This is a genomic window from Methylophilus medardicus, from assembly GCF_006363955.1.
Lineage (GTDB): Bacteria > Pseudomonadota > Gammaproteobacteria > Burkholderiales > Methylophilaceae > Methylophilus > Methylophilus medardensis.
This window is the reverse complement of the sequence record NZ_CP040948.1, coordinates 795,415-812,935: the sequence shown is the minus strand read 5'-3', so window position 1 is coordinate 812,935 and position 17,521 is coordinate 795,415. Positions and strand designations below refer to the sequence as shown.

16 protein-coding genes and 2 tRNA genes are annotated in these 17,521 nt (G+C 49.8%); 2 read left to right on the top strand and 16 right to left on the bottom strand.

What is annotated here, in order from left to right; genetic code table 11:
- Window positions 1-20 precede the first annotated feature (20 nt).
- Together recJ and FIT99_RS04005 are read right to left on the bottom strand one after the other, a co-directional pair.
- Entirely contained in the window at window positions 21-1,706 is a 1,686-nt protein-coding gene (gene recJ, locus FIT99_RS04010) for a single-stranded-DNA-specific exonuclease RecJ (protein WP_140003114.1), read from the bottom strand.
- A gap of 13 nt (window positions 1,707-1,719) precedes the next feature.
- Window positions 1,720-2,706 carry a hypothetical protein gene (locus tag FIT99_RS04005; RefSeq protein WP_140003113.1) on the bottom strand — a complete coding sequence of 329 codons (987 nt, stop codon included), beginning with the start codon at window positions 2,704-2,706 and terminating at the stop codon, window positions 1,720-1,722.
- A 205-nt stretch (window positions 2,707-2,911) separates the two neighbouring features.
- Between FIT99_RS04005 and FIT99_RS04000 the strand changes: the two genes are divergently transcribed.
- On the top strand, window positions 2,912-5,014 hold the full coding sequence (locus FIT99_RS04000; protein WP_140003112.1) for a putative bifunctional diguanylate cyclase/phosphodiesterase: 2,103 nt from the start codon (window positions 2,912-2,914) through the stop codon (window positions 5,012-5,014).
- A gap of 136 nt (window positions 5,015-5,150) precedes the next feature.
- Here the strand turns inward: FIT99_RS04000 and FIT99_RS03995 are convergent.
- The 10 genes from FIT99_RS03995 to FIT99_RS03950 form a co-directional block, all read right to left on the bottom strand.
- Window positions 5,151-5,227, bottom strand: a tRNA-Pro gene (locus tag FIT99_RS03995).
- 105 nt (window positions 5,228-5,332) lie between these two features.
- Window positions 5,333-5,764: a MerR family transcriptional regulator gene (locus FIT99_RS03990; RefSeq protein ID WP_140003111.1), complete on the bottom strand. Its 432-nt coding sequence runs from the start codon at window positions 5,762-5,764 to the stop codon at window positions 5,333-5,335.
- Between the two features lie 13 nt (window positions 5,765-5,777).
- Window positions 5,778-6,092, bottom strand: a complete 315-nt coding sequence (locus FIT99_RS03985) for an integration host factor subunit alpha (protein ID WP_140003110.1) — start codon at window positions 6,090-6,092, stop codon at window positions 5,778-5,780.
- Window positions 6,093-6,182: 90 nt separating this feature from the next.
- Window positions 6,183-8,531: a phenylalanine--tRNA ligase subunit beta gene (gene pheT, locus FIT99_RS03980; RefSeq protein WP_140003109.1), complete on the bottom strand. Its 2,349-nt coding sequence runs from the start codon at window positions 8,529-8,531 to the stop codon at window positions 6,183-6,185.
- Between the two features lie 50 nt (window positions 8,532-8,581).
- Entirely contained in the window at window positions 8,582-9,583 is a 1,002-nt protein-coding gene (gene pheS, locus FIT99_RS03975; RefSeq protein WP_140003108.1) for a phenylalanine--tRNA ligase subunit alpha, read from the bottom strand.
- Between the two features lie 75 nt (window positions 9,584-9,658).
- Complete coding sequence (gene rplT / locus FIT99_RS03970; protein ID WP_140003107.1) at window positions 9,659-10,018, bottom strand: 50S ribosomal protein L20; 360 nt, start codon at window positions 10,016-10,018, stop codon at window positions 9,659-9,661.
- Window positions 10,019-10,028: 10 nt separating this feature from the next.
- Window positions 10,029-10,226, bottom strand: coding sequence for a 50S ribosomal protein L35 (rpmI, locus tag FIT99_RS03965; RefSeq protein WP_019881750.1), 198 nt, complete (start codon window positions 10,224-10,226; stop codon window positions 10,029-10,031).
- 78 nt (window positions 10,227-10,304) lie between these two features.
- Window positions 10,305-10,865, bottom strand: a complete 561-nt coding sequence (gene infC / locus FIT99_RS03960; RefSeq protein WP_223261308.1) for a translation initiation factor IF-3 — start codon at window positions 10,863-10,865, stop codon at window positions 10,305-10,307.
- 45 nt (window positions 10,866-10,910) lie between these two features.
- Window positions 10,911-12,833, bottom strand: coding sequence for a threonine--tRNA ligase (gene thrS, locus FIT99_RS03955; protein ID WP_140003105.1), 1,923 nt, complete (start codon window positions 12,831-12,833; stop codon window positions 10,911-10,913).
- A 295-nt stretch (window positions 12,834-13,128) separates the two neighbouring features.
- Window positions 13,129-13,205 (bottom strand) — tRNA-Val (locus tag FIT99_RS03950).
- Between the two features lie 94 nt (window positions 13,206-13,299).
- On the opposite strand from FIT99_RS03950, the gene FIT99_RS03945 reads away from it, so the two are divergent.
- Complete coding sequence (locus tag FIT99_RS03945) at window positions 13,300-13,968, top strand: 2OG-Fe(II) oxygenase (protein ID WP_140003104.1); 669 nt, start codon at window positions 13,300-13,302, stop codon at window positions 13,966-13,968.
- On the opposite strand, the gene FIT99_RS03940 is transcribed toward FIT99_RS03945, so the two are convergent.
- Genes FIT99_RS03940 through ypfJ form a run of 4 tightly spaced genes read right to left on the bottom strand, consistent with a single transcriptional unit; the run spans window position 13,969 to window position 17,519 of the window.
- Entirely contained in the window at window positions 13,969-15,147 is a 1,179-nt protein-coding gene (locus FIT99_RS03940; protein ID WP_223261274.1) for a lytic murein transglycosylase, read from the bottom strand. It abuts the gene before it with no gap.
- Window positions 15,148-15,206: 59 nt separating this feature from the next.
- Window positions 15,207-16,034 (bottom strand): NAD-dependent epimerase/dehydratase family protein, encoded by an 828-nt coding sequence (locus FIT99_RS03935; protein WP_140003102.1) that lies wholly within the window; start codon window positions 16,032-16,034, stop codon window positions 15,207-15,209.
- A 2-nt stretch (window positions 16,035-16,036) separates the two neighbouring features.
- The gene (locus FIT99_RS03930) at window positions 16,037-16,657 is read right to left on the bottom strand and encodes an NUDIX domain-containing protein (protein ID WP_140003101.1); all 621 of its coding nucleotides are present in this window, start codon (window positions 16,655-16,657) and stop codon (window positions 16,037-16,039) included.
- A 25-nt stretch (window positions 16,658-16,682) separates the two neighbouring features.
- Window positions 16,683-17,519 (bottom strand): KPN_02809 family neutral zinc metallopeptidase, encoded by an 837-nt coding sequence (ypfJ, locus tag FIT99_RS03925; protein WP_140003100.1) that lies wholly within the window; start codon window positions 17,517-17,519, stop codon window positions 16,683-16,685.
- Window positions 17,520-17,521 lie beyond the last annotated feature (2 nt).

The following is a 17,521-nucleotide window of genomic DNA, read 5'->3' as shown; positions in this document are numbered from 1 at the left end:
TCGTGAATTTCGCAAGGGTTCTAACTGGTCACGGCATGCACCACCTGCAACTGCAAATTGCGTGCGCCGTTAAACTCATTCACCTGCAAGGCATAAGCAATATCCACGGCCTCAGGCAAGAATTCTGCATGCTGAAAATAAATCGCATCAAATTGCTGCTGTTGTTTTTGCAAGCGCAATTTCAAGTGTTTTTCACCTAAGACTTTTTGCTGAAGCACCTGAAAACGATCATAAAACACGGGTTGCGGAAACCCCTGCCCCCACACCTGTTGACTCAGAGCTTCAGCCGTCTGCAGCGTCATCTCCTGCACCGCCAGCGCGCCATCGGTTTCTAGCACCTCATACAGCATGTCGGCATCCATTAAACGCTGTACTACCTGCTCAAATGTCTGCTGAAAGCGCCCGAAGTCTTCGGCACGAATACTGAGTCCAGCCGCCATCGCGTGTCCACCAAACTTGAGAATCAAATCGGGTTGCTGCTTGGTGACCACATCCAGCGCATCGCGCAAGTGCAAGCCTGCAATTGAGCGGCCTGAACCTTTAATTAAGCCATCCCCTGCGTCAGCAAATGCAATCACGGGGCGATGGAAGCGCTCTTTAATACGAGAAGCTAAAATACCGATCACCCCTTGATGCCAGTCTGGCTGAAACACGCTGATGGTGTACTGGGTCTGCCGAAAATCCTGTGTGAGATCCGCCATGGCATCCCATTGCATCTCGGCTTCAATTTGCTTGCGCTCTGCATTTAGTGCCTGTAATTGCTGCGCGTATTGCATCGCCTCCTGCGGCGTCTCTGCCAGCAAGCAACGAATCCCAATGGTCATATCATCGAGTCTGCCAGCCGCATTCAAGCGCGGGCCAACATAAAAACCCAAATCTTGCGCATTGACCTGCGAGGGATCACGCCCCGCCAGTTTCAAAATAGCCAAAATACCTGGGCACGCCTGACCTTGGCGGATACGCTTAAGACCTTGCCTCACCAAAATACGGTTATTGGTATCCAGCTTGACCAAATCAGCCACGGTGCCTAGTGCGACTAGATCAAGCAAACTACCTAAATGTACCGCCTGCGCTGTCAACGTCCCATATTGTTTGAGTTCAGCACGCAACGCAATCAGCACATAAAACATCACCCCCACTCCGGCCAGATGCTTACTCGGAAACGCGCACCCACGCTGATTGGGATTAACGATGCAATCGGCGATCGGTGTCTGCTCGGCTGGTAAGTGGTGATCGGTAATCAGCACCTGCAAACCGAGCGCTTTGGCAGCGGCGACGCCATCTAAACTGGCAATCCCGTTATCCACGGTGAGGATGACATCGGGGCGTTGTTGCGCCGCCAAAGCGACAATTTCGGGCGTTAGACCATATCCATACTCAAAGCGGTTTGGCACCAAAAAATCCACCTCAGCACCCATCATGCGCAAGCCACGCATGGCAACAGTGGTGGCGGTCGCACCATCCGCGTCATAATCGCCAATGATGAGAATGCGTTTTTTTTGTGCAATCGCCTCGGCCAGCCGTTTTGCCATCTCCGTCGCACCCGTTAATGCCTCAGGCTTGAGTAGGTCTGGCATCTCTTGTAAGGGCCAGTCCTCGGCGGTGACCGCTCTAGCGGCGAGCAAGCGCGCAAGTAATGGCGAAAGACCTTGCGTCTGCAAATCCTGAAAAACCGTTTCTGTATAAGTGCGCTGCTGAATTTTCATCTGATTATCGCATCTACACGCTTGATTGCGTCGCAGTGAGCTTGGTTTCAAGTTGTTGCAATAAGATGTCTAAACTAGGCGTTTTGCGCCAAAATTGCCACCGCGGTTGTTTTTTATAATGGACCGCAACACTCCGTTCAGCAAACGGCAACACCAGCGTCAATGCAGACACTTGCCCCGTCTCTAAGGCACTAGACAGCGCTTTCCATTCAAGGGTTTGCCAATCATCTGCCACCCAAACTACACCCCGAGGATGCGTGTGCGCCAATAGCGCCGCTAGCGATAACGGCTGAATGCCAGGCAGTTGACTGGCCTTTAGGCCATCTAACACATGCCCCTGCCCTGCCAGGGTTGGCAAAGACTGGCGCCAACGCGGCATCTCTCCTACACTGGCAAACCAGAGGCTGTTCAATGTCTGTGGCCAGTCTTCCATCGCGGACGCACCAGCCAACTGATGCAATAACATCTGCATTTCGTTGGTCCACTGACGCACCAACGCCGCATCGGGCCCTTGCGGTTGCCATTGAAACGCCTGCTGATATAGACAATCCTGCGGCCACTGGCACAGCGCATCAACCGGCTTTAATGGCGTAATCCACCAATAGCGATGCGCCGCATCGGGATGAATAACGAAGACATCGGCAAAGTGCGCTGACAGTCGCTCTGTGAGGGCAGCATAGACATGCGCAGATAATGGCACCACCGCCTGCAAACTAAAGGTATCCCGCCGCATGCCCAGGTGCACTGGCAATAAACAAAACGCAGCGTCCAGCGCTGGCCCGACTTGCGCTGCTTTTAATATCGCCGTGACCGGCGATACCGCTTGATTGAGATCCTCCTCAACGCATTGCGCAAACAAGGCTTTCATCGGCGGCAAAGCACCCAATGTCCATTCTGCATTTAACAGCAATGGGCATCGTGCCACCAGCGCTTGTATCATCTCTACAGGCTGTGCAGCCGCAGTGGACAGGTAATCTGTGATATAAATTTGCGGTATCATGAAAAAAGAAATACACTAGTTTCAATGCTAAAAAAAATTAACAAGTCGCCGCATTTAAACGACCAGTCTGCAAAATGCTTACTGCTATAATCACAGCGACTTATACACGAAATCTGGGGGGATGTCATGAATCGCAACCTACGGCCATTTCTCACTGCCCTTGTACCAGTGTGCTGATTTATTTTTAAGAAACACCTTAGCATCCATGCATTTTTTCAAAAATCTAAGTATTCAATCCAGACTACTCCTTTACGTCATCGGGCCCATTTTCGTTTTATCTTGCCTGATACTGCTGTTCGACTTTAAAGAACAACTACAAAACGAAGAAGAAAAACTCAGCCAACATGCCATGACCACTGCAAAGTTTCTCTCAGCAGTGATCCACAACCAGACAGAATTACAGGGTCAGGATTATATAAAGCGTTTATTGAAAGCCAGCCAGCTGAGTCGAGAACCCTATCTGTCGTTGATCATTACCGATGCCGATCATCATCCGCTTGCCAACCTTGGGACTTCGTTCAGCGTTAAAGAGGCCCTACCAAAACAGGACACCATGGTAATGCAACAAAGCACGCATGACATCACCATGGTAAAAGTGTTTTCAACCGCCACGCAACACCAGCTTCTCGGATATGTATTTGTCGCCATTGATAAAGCATCAATGATCGAAGATCATCGCGAGGCTTTTATCAAAAATGTTGGCTACATCACACTAGCACTCATGCTATGTTCAATTTTGGTGAGCTGGGTGAGCCGTTCGATCAGTCAGCCACTTAGGGATATGACTGCTGCACTCAAGCGTTTTGTCATCGGCAGCCAGCATGTCACTGATGGCAAAAATACCTTGCCAGAAATCCTCTCGTTGCAGAGCACCATCAATCAGATATCAAAAGACATGCAGCATGTCGAAGCTGACATGCGTCACCGCATCCAAGACGCCCAAGCTCAACTCCGTTATCAGGCTAGACACGATGCTTTAACCGGCTTAGTCAACCGTCAGGAGCTAGAAAGAAGATTGCAACAAGCCTTGCAAGATGTCAAACAGCATCAAGCCAATCACGTTTTTTGCTACATGGATTTAGACCAGTTCCGCGTCATTAACGATACCTGTGGCCATTTGGCTGGTGACGAAATGCTGCGCCAGATCAGCATGATCCTAAGCCAACGCATTCGTGCAGAAGATACCTTTGCCAGACTGGGCGGCGACGAGTTCGGCCTGCTACTCAGCTATTGCCAAGTGGAAAAAGCCATTGAGATTGCCGCACAGTTACGGCAAATGGTCGAAACATTTCGCTTCATGCACGAGGGAAGGCTTTTTCAAACCGGCATCAGCATTGGCATTGTCGAAATCACGAGCGCCCTTAAAGATGTGGGTGAAATCACCCGCCATGCTGACGCAGCATGTTATGTAGCCAAAGACAATGGACGTAACCAGATCCATCTATTCCATCCTGAGGATGATGTTTTACTTAAACGTCATGTAGAAATGGAGTGGGTGTTACGAATCAACGAGGCCATAGAACACAACGATTTTGTGCTCTTTTGTCAGGGCATCTTTCCGTTGCAACACAAAGAACTACCGCCATTTTACGAAATCCTCATCCGCAAACGAGATGAACATGGCGGCCTCATTGCCCCTGCCGAATTTTTACCATCCGCCGAACGTTATCACCTGATGACAAAAATTGATCGCTGGGTCATTCAGCATGCATTTATGGCCCTGCAGCCGCTGTTTAAAATGCAATCCAGCGTCAGCCCTTTCATTGTCAGTATTAATTTGTCTGGCATGTCCTTGGGCGACGCCCAGCTACTGCCTTACATTCAAAAATGTTTCGAAACCTATGACATTTTACCGAGCCATGTTTGCTTCGAGGTGACAGAAACCTCAGCGATTATTAACATCGACAATACCATTAAACTCATTAAAGAATTACAAAAAATGGGAACACGTTTCATGCTGGATGACTTTGGCAGTGGCATGTCCTCATTCAGTTACCTCAAGCACCTACCTGTGAACTTTCTCAAAATGGATGGCGCTTACGTTAAAGACATCACCAGCAACAAAGTTGACCTGGCGATGGCCAAAGCCATACAAAGCGTTGCAGAATCCATGGAAATTAAAACCATCGCGGAATACGTCGAAGATGAAGCCACTCTAGACTGCTTGAAAGAAATGGGTGTCGCCTTCGCACAAGGCTTTTACCTCAACCGCCCTATGCCACTCAACGAAGCGTTGGCGCGCCACATTGGCACCATTGGTAACCAACAACAACTCGCTGCTGCGATTGCACCTGATCTGACCATTTAATGACACCGAGCGGTAAGCCCTTTACCGCTAATTGGCTATCTTACAGGCTTAGCAACCGGAGACCCATTTCAATGGATTGGATTGGTTCAGCGCTCGGTTAATCGCTAGATTCAGCAAAACAGATCAGTGATTTTGTTGGTCGGAACGGTGTGATTCGAACACACGACCCCTTGCACCCCATGCAAGTGCGCTACCAGGCTGCGCTACGCCCCGACATCAGAATCGAACAGGAACCTGTTCGAAAAGAAGGGTGCATTATAAAACAAAACCGCATATTCGCTAAGCAGAATATGCGGTTTTATGTATGCGTAGCCGTGTTTAAACAGGCGCTTTTAACAATTGGAGTATCTGTTGAATTTGTAGTCTGAGTGCAGCGACATCGACCACCGGTAGGGCAGAAACATCTGCTAATAGCGCCTGGCTGTTGTTAGCGGCTGTAACATTAGATACTTCAGTGGCGGCGCGGGATTTGTCAGCTTTTTCATCCACACCCTCTAATCGATTGCGCGCACCGCTGATGGTAAACCCTTGCTCATAAAGCAGCTCGCGAATTTTACGGATGAGAAGGACTTCGTGATGCTGGTAGTAACGACGATTACCACGGCGTTTTACCGGTTTGAGTTGGGTAAACTCTTGCTCCCAATAACGCAAAACATGCGGCTTTACCCCGCACAACTCGCTAACTTCACCAATCGTGAAATAACGTTTGGCTGGAATAGGCGGCAGTGTGACTTTTTGCGTTTCTACCATAAGAAATGTTTAGTTAAGCTTGTGCCTGAAACGGTTGCTCAGCGTAGTGTTCTTCTACGCGTAATTTTAATTTTTGGCTGGCATGAAATGTCACCACCCGACGTGCAGAAATAGGAATTTCTTCGCCAGTTTTTGGGTTACGGCCAGGGCGCTCAGATTTTGTGCGCAGTTCAAAATTACCAAAACCGGAGAGTTTGACGCTGTCGCCTTGTTCAAGCGCATTGCGCACCTCTTCAAAAAACGCTTCAACCATATCCTTGGCTTCGCGCTTATTCAGCCCGACTTGTTCAAACAACAAGTCAGCCAAGTCAGCTTTTGTGAGTGTCATGAATGATCCCCTGAATCTTCTTATTATGCGAGATGAAGTTTATGTTCTATCAACTGCAATCTTTGTATTTTCCGACGATTATGACAAAGACTATCTGAGTGATGCAGCAAATTTGGATGACCAGTTGTTGAGGATTTGTGACACGATGGCATCCACTTCCTCATCGACCATTGTCTTGCAAGTATCTTGCATAAGTACAAGAAATGCAAGGCTTTTTTTGTTTTCGGGCACACCTTTACCATGATAAACATCGAACAATTTAACCGTTTGTAACTGCGGAATTTGCTCCGCAATCACGGCATCTATCATGACCTGCGCCGAGACATCTTGATCGACGACCATGGCCAAATCGCGACGCACAGGTAAGAACTTGCTGACCTCAGTGTAGCTTGGCACTTGTGTCGCAAGGGCAGCTTGTGCATCCAGTTCAAACAGGTAGCACGCATGCGTTAATGCGTATTGTTGCTGCCATTGCGGATGCAGTTTACCTAGCCAACCAACCGCTTGATCGCCCACATACACGCGAGCGGACTGACCTGGGTGCAATGCGGGATGATGCTCAACGACAAAGCGCACCGGCTGTGCAAACAAGGCCTCTACATAAGCTTTGGCGTCATAGAAATCAAATGCACGTGCTGCTGTTGCCCATTGCTCCGGTTGCACACTGCCATAAACCAAACCAGATAAGGTCAAGGTCTCTACAAAGCCTTCGGTGCCTTTGGCATAACGCGCACCAACTTCAAATAACATCGCACGTGTCTGTTGACGCTTGAGGTTGTAATCTAATGCCTCTAACAAGCCACCCCACAAACCAGAACGCATGACGCTGAGGTTGCTGGCGATTGGATTTTTCAGGGTGATCGGCTGAGGATTACCGTATAAATCACGTTCCCAGCTGGCATCGACAAAGCTGTAGGTGACGACCTCCTGAAACCCATGACTGACCATCACATCACACAACCAATGTTTGCTACGGCTGGCCTCAGGCGCGACTAACATGCCTTGCGGCGCCACCGGTGTCAGTGCCGGAATATGCTCATAGCCATGCAAACGGGCCACTTCTTCAATCAAGTCTTCTTCGCGGGCAATATCAAAACGATAACTAGGGGCCGTCACCTGAAATACGCCCGCGGTCTCGGTGTAGGCGAAGCCTAATTGTGTCAACAATTGGCCGACCTGTGCCAGACTCACCTCAATGCCGAGGACTGACAACAAATAAGCATGGCGCAAAGCCACCACATTGCGTTGGGGCAATTGGGCGGTCACCGCAGTGACTGCCGCCGCTTGGCCACCACAAATCTCTAATACCAAGGCCGTTGCGCGTTCCAATGCATTCAAGGTGTTGCCAAAATCTACCCCACGTTCAAAACGGTAGGACGAATCAGTGCTCAAGCCTAAACGACGCGCTTTACCGGCCATCACTTGGGGTGTAAAAAAAGCGCTTTCTAAGAAGATAGCTCGGGTGGAATGACTCACAGATGTGGGTTTCCCGCCCATAATTCCTGCCAGCGCCACTGGTCCTTGCGCATCAGCAATCACCAGATCATCGGCTTTCAGCGTCACCTCAGTATCATTGAGCAAAGATAATTTTTCGCCCGCATGTGCAAACCGTACCTGCACATCGCCTTGCAACAAACTCAAATCAAAGGCGTGCAAGGGTTGACCCTGCTCGAGCAATACATAATTGGTGATGTCCACTAGCGCACTGATGCTGCGGATGCCGCTGCGCTCCAAGCGTTGTACCATCCACGCTGGCGTATTGGCCTGCGCATTGACGCCGGCAATCACCCGCCCATAGTAAGCAGGGCAAGCTTCTGTCGCATGCAATGCGACTTGTTTGCTGATTTCGCTAGTGATCGGCGCGGGCGTAATCACCGGCACGGTCATCGGTGTGCCAGTCATCGCAACCACATCGCGTGCGATCCCCAAAATACTCAGGCAATCGGCACGGTTAGGGGTGAGCTTTAGGGTGTAGGTGCTATCGTTTAAAGACAAGTAATCACGAATATCGCTGCCAACAGGCGCATCCGCTGGCAACTCCAGAATACCGTTCGCTTCTGTCGCAATGCCCAGCTCTTTGGCAGAGCACATCATGCCAAATGACTCAACACCCCGCACTTTTGCCTGTTTGATTTGTATGCCCGGCAACTCAGCGCCCACCAGCGCACACGGCGCTTTCAAGCCTGCACGTGCATTGGGTGCGCCGCAGACAATTTGCAAAATTTCCTCACCGACTTTTACCTTGCACACCTGCAAACGGTCAGCATCTGGATGTTTGGCAGTTTCAATAATTTCAGCCACTACTACGCGACTAAACACAGGTGCGACTGGCGTCAATTCTTCGACTTCAAGCCCCGCCATGGTCAATGCATGACCTAATTGCGCGGTATCCATTGCTGGATTTACCATAGAACGTAACCATTGTTCGGAGAACTGCATATTTGTCTAACCTTGTAAAAATTCGCTATTTAAAATGCGCTGGGGCGCAATTATTTAATGAACTGCTGCAAAAAACGCAAATCGTTATTGAAAAAATGACGAAGATCATTGACACCATAGCGCAGCATGGCCAAGCGCTCGACCCCTAAACCAAAAGCAAAACCACGGTATTTCTCACTATCAATATTGACGTGTTTTAACACTTCAGGGTGCACCATACCGCAGCCGCCAATTTCCAACCATCCCCCGTTCCAGCTCATATCCATCTCAGCCGAAGGCTCGGTAAACGGAAAGAAAGAAGGACGGAAACGCACCGTCAAATCATCACGCTCAAAAAACTTTTGTAGAAAATCTTGCACTACCCCTTTCAGGTTGGCAAAACTAATCTGCTCGTCCACCCAAAGGCCTTCCACTTGATGAAACATCGGAGAATGCGTCGCATCAGAGTCGACGCGGTAAACGCGACCGGGGGCGATGATCTTTAACGGTGGTGTATTGTTTTCCATGTAGTGGACTTGCACTGGAGAGGTGTGCGTGCGTAATACATGCTCCATGCTGTCATTGCCACTATCCACATAAAAAGTGTCGTGCATGGCGCGCGCAGGATGGTTATCTGGGATATTCAGCGCTGTGAAATTATAAAAATCCGTTTCAATCTCAGGGCCATCGGCCACACTAAAACCAATCGAGTGAAATAATGCTTCCACGCGACGTAAAGTGAGCGTCACTGGGTGTAAGCCACCGGCAGATTGCGCACGAGCAGGCAAGGCGACATCAATAGTTTCACTCGCTAGCTGTTTAGCTTGTGCCGCAGCCAGAATACTGTCACGGCGGTCGTTCAAGGCCTGCTCAACCGCTTGCTTGACGACATTAATCGCCGCACCAGCCGCAGGTCGTTCTTCCGCTGTCAGCTTACCCAAGCCTTTCAAGGCCTCCGTCAGCGCGCCAGACTTGCCCAAAAATTTGGCCTTTGCATTTTCTAGGGCAGGCACATCATTACAAGCCGCAAAGTCTTGGGCCGCTTCTGCGATTAAGTGATTTAGATCAGCCATCGTGCGTATTCTTCAACATTTAAGTAACATTAAAATAAAAAAAGAGGCCGCAGCCTCTTTTTTTGGTAGGTCTGATTAGGCGCTTAAACCTGATTTAGCCAATTCCACGAATTTAGCAAAAGCAGCTTTATCGAACACGGCCAGATCAGCCAATACTTTACGGTCAACTTCCACCGCAGATTTTTTCAAACCGTTCATGAAACGGCTGTAAGTCAAACCAGCTTCACGGGCTGCCGCGTTGATACGGGCAATCCACAATGCGCGGAATTGACGTTTTTTCTGACGACGGTCACGGTATGCATATTGACCGGCTTTCATCACCGCCTGTTTGGCAACACGGTAGACGTTCTTACGACGACCACGGTAACCTTTAGCAGCATTTAAAACTTTTTTGTGTTTAGCGCGTGCAATGACACCACGTTTTACTCTAGGCATGTCGGTCTCCTTATTGTGTTGGCATCATTGCGCGGACGCGTTTCACGTCAGTCGCAGAAATAATGGAAGTACCGCGCAGCTTACGCTTTTGCTTAGTGGTTTTCTTGGTCAAAATGTGACGCAAGTGAGAGTGTGTACGCTTCACTTTACCGTTACCCAAGAACTTAAAGCGCTTTTTAGCGCTGCTCTTCGTCTTCATCTTTGGCATTTTGGTCTCCTTAGAGGTTAATAAAGAGTGAGTAGGCAGCCAATTTAGCCATATCACCCCGAAAATTCATACTTAAAATTATTCTGCGTCTACGCCGTCTTTATCAGACTTTTTCACAGGTGCTTTTTTAGCTGGCGCTAACACCATGACCATTTGGCGGCCTTCCATTTTAGGATACTGCTCAACCAATGCGTGTTCTGTTAAATCTGCTTCCAGACGCTTTAGCAGTGCCAAACCAAACTCTTGGTGTGTGATTTCACGGCCACGAAAGCGTAAGGTTATTTTTGCTTTATCGCCATCACCCAAAAAGCGGATGATATTGCGTAATTTAATGTTGTAATCACCGTCATCCGTGCCAGGTCTAAATTTGACCTCTTTAATTTGCACTTGTTTTTGTTTCAGTTTTTGCTCGTGCATACGCTTGCTCTCAGCGTATTTGAATTTACCGTAATCCATCAAACGACACACTGGTGGTGCGGCATTTGGTGCAATTTCGACAATATCAATATCAGCTTCTTCCGCTTTGGCAAAGGCCTCTCTCAGAGTCATCACGCCTAACGGTTCGCCATCAACACCTACTAAACGCACTTGCGGCGCGGTAATGTCGCCATTGATGCGTGTATCTTTATCTTGAGCTATAACAATCCCCTAACAATAAACAAAGCCGCACAGCACCTAAGAAAATCAGACCCGGTTTTGGATGTCTTGTTGTATATGCGCTATAAACGCATCTACCGTCATCACACCCAGATCTTCACCTTTTCTGGTACGTACGGCCACATGACCATTTTGCATTTCTTTGTCGCCCACCACAATTAAGTATGGCAACTTTTGCAAACTATGTTCTCGTATTTTATAGGTAATCTTCTCATTTCTCAAGTCAAAATCGCATCGAATGCCATTTTTCTTCAATGTTTCAACCACTTGGCGCACATAATCTGCCTGATTATCAGAAATATTGAGCACCATGGCCTGCACTGGAGACAACCACACCGGCATGGCGCCAGCAAAGTTCTCAATCAAAATACCTAAAAAACGCTCCATAGAGCCCACGATGGCACGGTGCAACATAATTGGACGCTGACGAGTATTGTCTTCAGCTACATATTCCGCACCCAAGCGCTCCGGCAAATTTGGGTCGAGCTGGATGGTACCGCACTGCCACATACGACCCAACGAGTCTTTCAATGTAAACTCAATTTTAGGGCCGTAGAAGGCGCCCTCGCCTGGCTGATATTCAAATGCCAGTCCATTGGCTTTAATTGCATTCGCCAAAGCGGTTTCAGCCATGTCCCAAGCTTCTTCAGTACCCACACGCTTTTCAGGACGGGTAGACAACTTGACGATGACATCCGAGAAGCCAAAGTCTTTGTATACTTCGTAGAGCATCTTGATGAAGTTTGCTACCTCAGCTTCAACTTGGGATTCCATGCAAAAAATATGCGCATCATCCTGCGTAAATCCGCGCACCCGCATCAAGCCATGCAATGAGCCAGAGGGCTCGTTGCGATGACAAGACCCAAACTCCGCAAGACGCAATGGCAGGTCGCGATAGCTATGCAAACTGTTATTGAAGATTTGAATGTGGCCCGGACAGTTCATGGGCTTCACCGCATAGTCGCGACTTTCTGACTGCGTGACAAACATATTGTCTCGGTAGTTTTGCCAATGGCCGGATTTTTCCCATAAGGTTTTATCCAACACCGTCGGGGTACGCACTTCTTGATAATCGTACTCTTTAAATTTGGCGCGCATGTACTGCTCAACTTCTTGCCAGATGACCCATCCACGCGGATGCCAGAACACCATTCCGGGGGCATCCTCTTGCATGTGATAAAAATCCAGCTGCTTACCCAATTTACGGTGGTCGCGTTTTTCAGCTTCCTCCAGCATATGCAAGTAGGACTCAAGCTCATCTTTGTTGCGCCAAGCGGTTCCATACACCCGCTGCAACATTTCGTTATTGCTATCGCCACGCCAGTAGGCGCCAGCCAATTTCATCAATTTGAAAGCTTTGAGCTTGCCAGTATTAGGTACGTGTGGCCCACGGCAGAGATCGGTAAAGTTGCCTTCGCTGTATAAAGAGACATCTTCATTGCTTGGAATGCTGGCAATAATTTCGGCTTTGTAATGCTCACCGATGCTTTTGAAGTAAGCGACGGCTTCGTCACGCGGCAAAACTTTGCGCTCAACTTTTTCGTCTTTTTTTGCCAACTCCGCCATTTTCTTTTCAATAGCAGTTAAATCATCTGGCGTGAAAGGGCGTTTGTAGCTGAAATCATAGTAAAAGCCGTTATCGATCACGGGGCCGATCGTCACTTGCGCGTCTGGAAACAGTTCTTTCACCGCATACGCGAGCAAGTGCGCCGTCGAGTGGCGAATCACTTCCAGCCCCTCTTCGTTTTTATCGGTAATGATGGCGAGATCAATATCCTCTGCGATCAAATGACTGGTGTCGACCAGCTTAGGCGCTTGACCTGTGTAGGTGACTTTTCCTGCTAATGCCGCTTTGGCCAAACCAGCGCCAATATTTAACGCAACATCGGCCACGGTCACCGGCTGTTCAAAACTTCTCGATGACCCATCAGGCAAGCGAATTACAGGCATGGCTATCTCTCTTCAAACATTAAACATCTAAACAAAACAAGCACATGGCACCTGTTTTTGGTCAAACCGCGATTATCTCACAGCGGGCGAAAATTTCGCAATCAGAAACCAACATTGAATCATCTTCAAGCGACCGACAAACCGCAGCCTCTCATCCAGTTTTTTACGAATGTATTCAAAGCCATGGCGAGATTTAGCGCACGGGATGTTGGGTGAGGTTCAAGCGTGCGCTGAGTAAAAACAAAAAAACCATCAGAAGGCTCTGATGGTTTTTGAAATAAGGTGTTTTTAAATTTGGTAGTCGCGAATGGACTCGAACCATCGACCCCCACCATGTCAAGGTGGTGCTCTAACCAGCTGAGCTACGCGACTATTACATTAGCAACCAAGGTTGCTAATCAATAAGGTTGCGCATTCTATCCGAAAGCCATCGGTAAGGCAATGGGATCTGCTTATAATATATGCCATGAAAACCGTCTCTATCTCTACTCACTCTGTGAGCGACAGCGTGATTGAAACTCTCATCGACACCTTAGCAGCGCAACAGTATTGCGTCATTGATCAATTTTTAGCACCCGCATTAGTGACCTCCTTGCGCGAAATCGCACAAGCGCAGCATCAGCAAGGGCACATGCATTTAGCAGGCACCAGTCAAGCGGGCATGGCCAACGCCAACTTGCGAAGTGACCATATTGTCTGGCTAGAGGAAGACGACCCGCAACCAGCGATTCAACATTACCTGTCGGCATTGCATCAAGTGCAGTCTGCGGTAAATCGTGACCTGATGATGGGCCTTCAAACCTTTGAAACACACTTCGCCGTTTATCCAGCAGGTTCGGTGGGTTATGCCACACATATTGACCAATTTAGACTACATCGCGAAGCAGCTAGCCCCGGCGGCAGAGCACTCAGCGCTGTTCTATATTTAAATGAAACGTGGCCGGACGACGCGGGTGGCGCGTTGCGCTTATACCTTGGTGAACATGCGCACCCCCCTGCGCGCGAAGCCAAACATATCGACATCGCCCCTACAGGCGGCAAACTCGTGTTGTTTTTGTCAGGCAGATTCTGGCATGAGGTCTTGCCGGCAACATTACCTCGAGTGAGTGTGACAGGCTGGTTTAAAACGCGCTAGCTATTGCGCAGATTGCACCTGCTCCGTTAGGCGACTATAGATTTCAGCCCCGGCGTAGCCATCTTGTGGCAACCCCAGCCTCGCTTGGTAACGCCGAATGGCAGCTTGGGTCTTTGCCCCTGGAAAACCGTCAGGGATGCCACAATCATAGCCACGCGCATTGAGCGCTTCTTGCAACGACCACATTTGCTGATAACTGAGTGCGGCGGGTTCCGGCGGCATCAGCAAAGTATAACTCTCCTGCCCTAACTGTTGACTCAGCAATCCGACTGCCAGCGCATAGTTGACTGAGCGGTTCCATTGCATAATGACGTCAAAATTCGGAAACACCATATATGCCGGACCATCAAAGCCCTGTGGCAATAAGATCGCGGCTTGCGGCAAAGACAGCACGCTGTCTGGCACGCCCGCCACACCCGCTTGCACCCAAGCCGCGACTGGTTTGTTGTGTTGCCATTGCGCTTGGCTGTAATCAAACCCTTCGGGCAACGTAACTTGAATACTCACCGGTTGACCTGGTTGCCAGCCCGCCTGCGCCAGATAGTTGGCAGCAGAGCTGAAAACATCAGGGTAAGAGCCCCAGATGTCAATTTTGCCATCGGCATCAGCATCCACGCCATATTTCAATAAGGTGGTCGGCATAAACTGCATATGGCCTGTGGCCCCCGCCCAAGAGCCAACTACAGGACTGTCGTAGCGCTGCTCGCGGTCGACAACGCGCATCAGGTTCAAAAGTTCGCGTTTAAAAAAATCAGCGCGCCGACCCTCATAAGAAAGCGTGGCCAAGGCGGAGGCCAAAGGAATATCACCCATAAATCCGCCAAAATTTGTTTCTAAGCCCCAAAAAGCCACCAATACCTCTCTAGGCACATGGTAGACCTCTTCAACCACGTAGAGCACACCGTGGTAATCCTGCATCATTTGCTTACCTTTGGCGACGACGCGCGGCTGAATACGACGATTCACGTAGGCCGAAAAACTCGTGACAAATTCGGGTTGTTTGCGATCAAGCTCGATCACTTTTGGCAAGTAATTGACTTGATTCAGCGTTGCATCGACGGCTGCCTGCGATACCTGCAAAGCCAACGCCTCTTGCCGCATGTCTGTCAACCAGCGCTGAAAGCCCTCTAAGTCGTCTGCATGACTGGGATTGCTGGCAACCACCCACACAAATATCACGAGGCGACCCCATTGCGTTAGGCGTTGACTGCTTGTTTTTAGTATGGTCATGCGCACCGTCAGAGGCTCGATAAAATGGCTGCATACCCCGCACGATAGTCGGAAAACTGCGGTTGGAAGCCACTGAGTTGTAAAAAATGTGCGCGAATGCGTTTACCAGATGCGGGCAGTAACGGTGGGGATTCTGGCGCGGCTACCTGCTGTTGCGCTGCTAGCCACTGTAATACCGTATGCTGTGGGGCAGATGCGCCGTCACTCAGTATGCAATGATGTGGCAAGGGCTTTTGATCCTGCACGCACTGATAGAAATGCACCACAGCCGACGCCACATCTGCTTCATGCATGCGATTGGTCCAGTGGGTTTGCTTGGGCCAACGCGCCGGATTTTGTAGCATGCGCAATAGATAAAGCCGTTGCGGGCCATAAATACCTGAGACACGCAGCGCCGTATGTCCGCATGCCAGCGATGCTAACAAGCGCTCAGCATCCAAAATCAGCTGTCCTTGCTCGTCCGCCGGGATGGCGGGCGTGTCATCATCAATCCATTCGCCCTGGTGCTCGCCATAAACGCCAGTGCTAGAAATAAAAAAAACGTGTTTCAGTGAGTCCATACATAGGTTTGCCAGCACATTGCGCAATCCCTCCACATAGGTCTGCAAGTAACTTTGCCCCTCAACCGGCGCCAAGCAATACAACACAATATCCGCTTGCACCTTACGCAAGGCGGACAAGCCTGCCCCATCGACAACATCCATATACAGCGCTTGCGCCCCACTCGGCACTGGCAGAGGCGAACGCCTGACGATCGTCACTTCATGACCATGCTCTAAGCTGGCTTGCGCAATCAAGCGACCCAAGGCCCCACATCCGATTTGTAAAATGTGCATAATTATCTCGAGACATCTTGATTGAACACACCACCGATGTCGCCTGTTGGCAAGCCGTGTTTCAATAAATAGCGCTCAGCCAGCAGCATGGCTGACATGGTTTTGCTATCGGTGATCTCACCAAGCTCAATTGCCTGCATCACTTGTTCAAATGGCCAGACAAACACATCCATCGCCTCATCGACATCTCTGGCATGGTTACCCAAATGCAGATCGAGTGCCAAATAAATGTGGATGACTTCGTTCGAATAGCCGATGCAAGGATGCTGCACCCCCAGTTTGATCCATTGCTGCGCGCTGTAACCGGTCTCTTCCAACAACTCGCGCTGCCCTGTTAATAATATGGGCTCGCCAGCATCGATCTTGCCCGCTGGCAATTCAATAAACACTTGATGCAGCGGATAACGGAACTGACGCTCAAGCACCACCTCCCCCGCTTGGGTAAGGGCGACCACGACCACCGCACCCGGATGGGTCACATACTCACGGCCGCTGATCAACCCATTAGGTAAACGTGCCTCGTCATAACGCACGGTGAGCATTTTGCCCTGCGCCATGATCTCGCTAGAGACCGTTGTTTCAATTAAATGCTGATCTTGATCGGGCGTGGTCGATTGCGTCATAACTCAATTCTAATACTTAACATGCCTATTTAAATGTGTTGCAATCGTTGACTTGGCCAGATTGCAAACCTTGTTGAAACCAATGCACGCGCTGCGCTGAACTGCCGTGGGTAAAGCTGTCTGGCACCACATAGCCTTGTGCCTGCTTTTGCAAGGCATCATCACCGATCGCAGTTGCGGCGCGAAGAGCCTCTTCAACATCTCCCGCTTGAAGCACGCGAAACTGCTGATCGGCATGATGCGCCCACACCCCGGCATAGCAATCTGCCTGCAACTCTAACTGGACAGAGTACGCGTTTGAAGCCGCCTCTGAGCGCGCTTGCTGTCTGGCTTGCTGCACTCTCGCCGAGGTCCCAAGCAAATGCTGCACGTGATGGCCCACCTCGTGCGCGATCACGTAAGCCTGTGCAAAGTCGCCGGGGGCTTTAAAACGTGATTGCAACGCTTGATAAAATTGCAGATCGATATACACCTTTTGATCGGCCGGGCAATAAAAAGGCCCCATCGCGGCTTGACCTTGGCCGCAGGCTGTCTGCGTTGCATCCGAAAAAATGTCGAGCGTAGGTGGCTGATATTGCTGCCCTGCCGCAGAAAACAAGCCTTGCCAAACTTGCTCGGTGCTCCACAGCACTTGTGAAACAAACTTAATCTGCGGGTCAGCCTTGTCTGCGGGCGCCGTTTGCGCGGACGTTGCAGATGGTGTCTGCTGAGCACTGTTGAGCACCAGATTAGGGTCTACGCCAAAATACATGGCAACCAGCGCAAGCGCAATTGTTCCAATGCCAATACTGCGACCGCCCACCATTCCACGGCCACGACTGTCTTCAACATGCTGACTTTCTTCCAAATCATCTAGGCGCACAA

Bases quoted from the DNA above. Each gene is read 5' to 3' on its own strand.
- FIT99_RS03990 (WP_140003111.1), bottom strand. From the start codon at position 5,764: ATGGTAGAAACGCAAAAAGTCACACTGCCGCCTATTCCAGCCAAACGT.
- rplT (WP_140003107.1), bottom strand. From the start codon at position 10,018: ATGCCTAGAGTAAAACGTGGTGTCATTGCACGCGCTAAACACAAAAAA.
- rpmI (WP_019881750.1), bottom strand. From the start codon at position 10,226: ATGCCAAAGATGAAGACGAAGAGCAGCGCTAAAAAGCGCTTTAAGTTC.
- thrS (WP_140003105.1), bottom strand. From the start codon at position 12,833: ATGCCTGTAATTCGCTTGCCTGATGGGTCATCGAGAAGTTTTGAACAG.
- FIT99_RS04000 (WP_140003112.1), top strand. From the start codon at position 2,912: ATGCATTTTTTCAAAAATCTAAGTATTCAATCCAGACTACTCCTTTAC.
- FIT99_RS03930 (WP_140003101.1), bottom strand. From the start codon at position 16,657: ATGACGCAATCGACCACGCCCGATCAAGATCAGCATTTAATTGAAACA.
- pheS (WP_140003108.1), bottom strand. From the start codon at position 9,583: ATGGCTGATCTAAATCACTTAATCGCAGAAGCGGCCCAAGACTTTGCG.
- FIT99_RS04005 (WP_140003113.1), bottom strand. From the start codon at position 2,706: ATGATACCGCAAATTTATATCACAGATTACCTGTCCACTGCGGCTGCA.
- FIT99_RS03985 (WP_140003110.1), bottom strand. From the start codon at position 6,092: ATGACACTCACAAAAGCTGACTTGGCTGACTTGTTGTTTGAACAAGTC.
- recJ (WP_140003114.1), bottom strand. From the start codon at position 1,706: ATGAAAATTCAGCAGCGCACTTATACAGAAACGGTTTTTCAGGATTTG.
- pheT (WP_140003109.1), bottom strand. From the start codon at position 8,531: ATGCAGTTCTCCGAACAATGGTTACGTTCTATGGTAAATCCAGCAATG.
- FIT99_RS03935 (WP_140003102.1), bottom strand. From the start codon at position 16,034: ATGCACATTTTACAAATCGGATGTGGGGCCTTGGGTCGCTTGATTGCG.
- FIT99_RS03945 (WP_140003104.1), top strand. From the start codon at position 13,300: ATGAAAACCGTCTCTATCTCTACTCACTCTGTGAGCGACAGCGTGATT.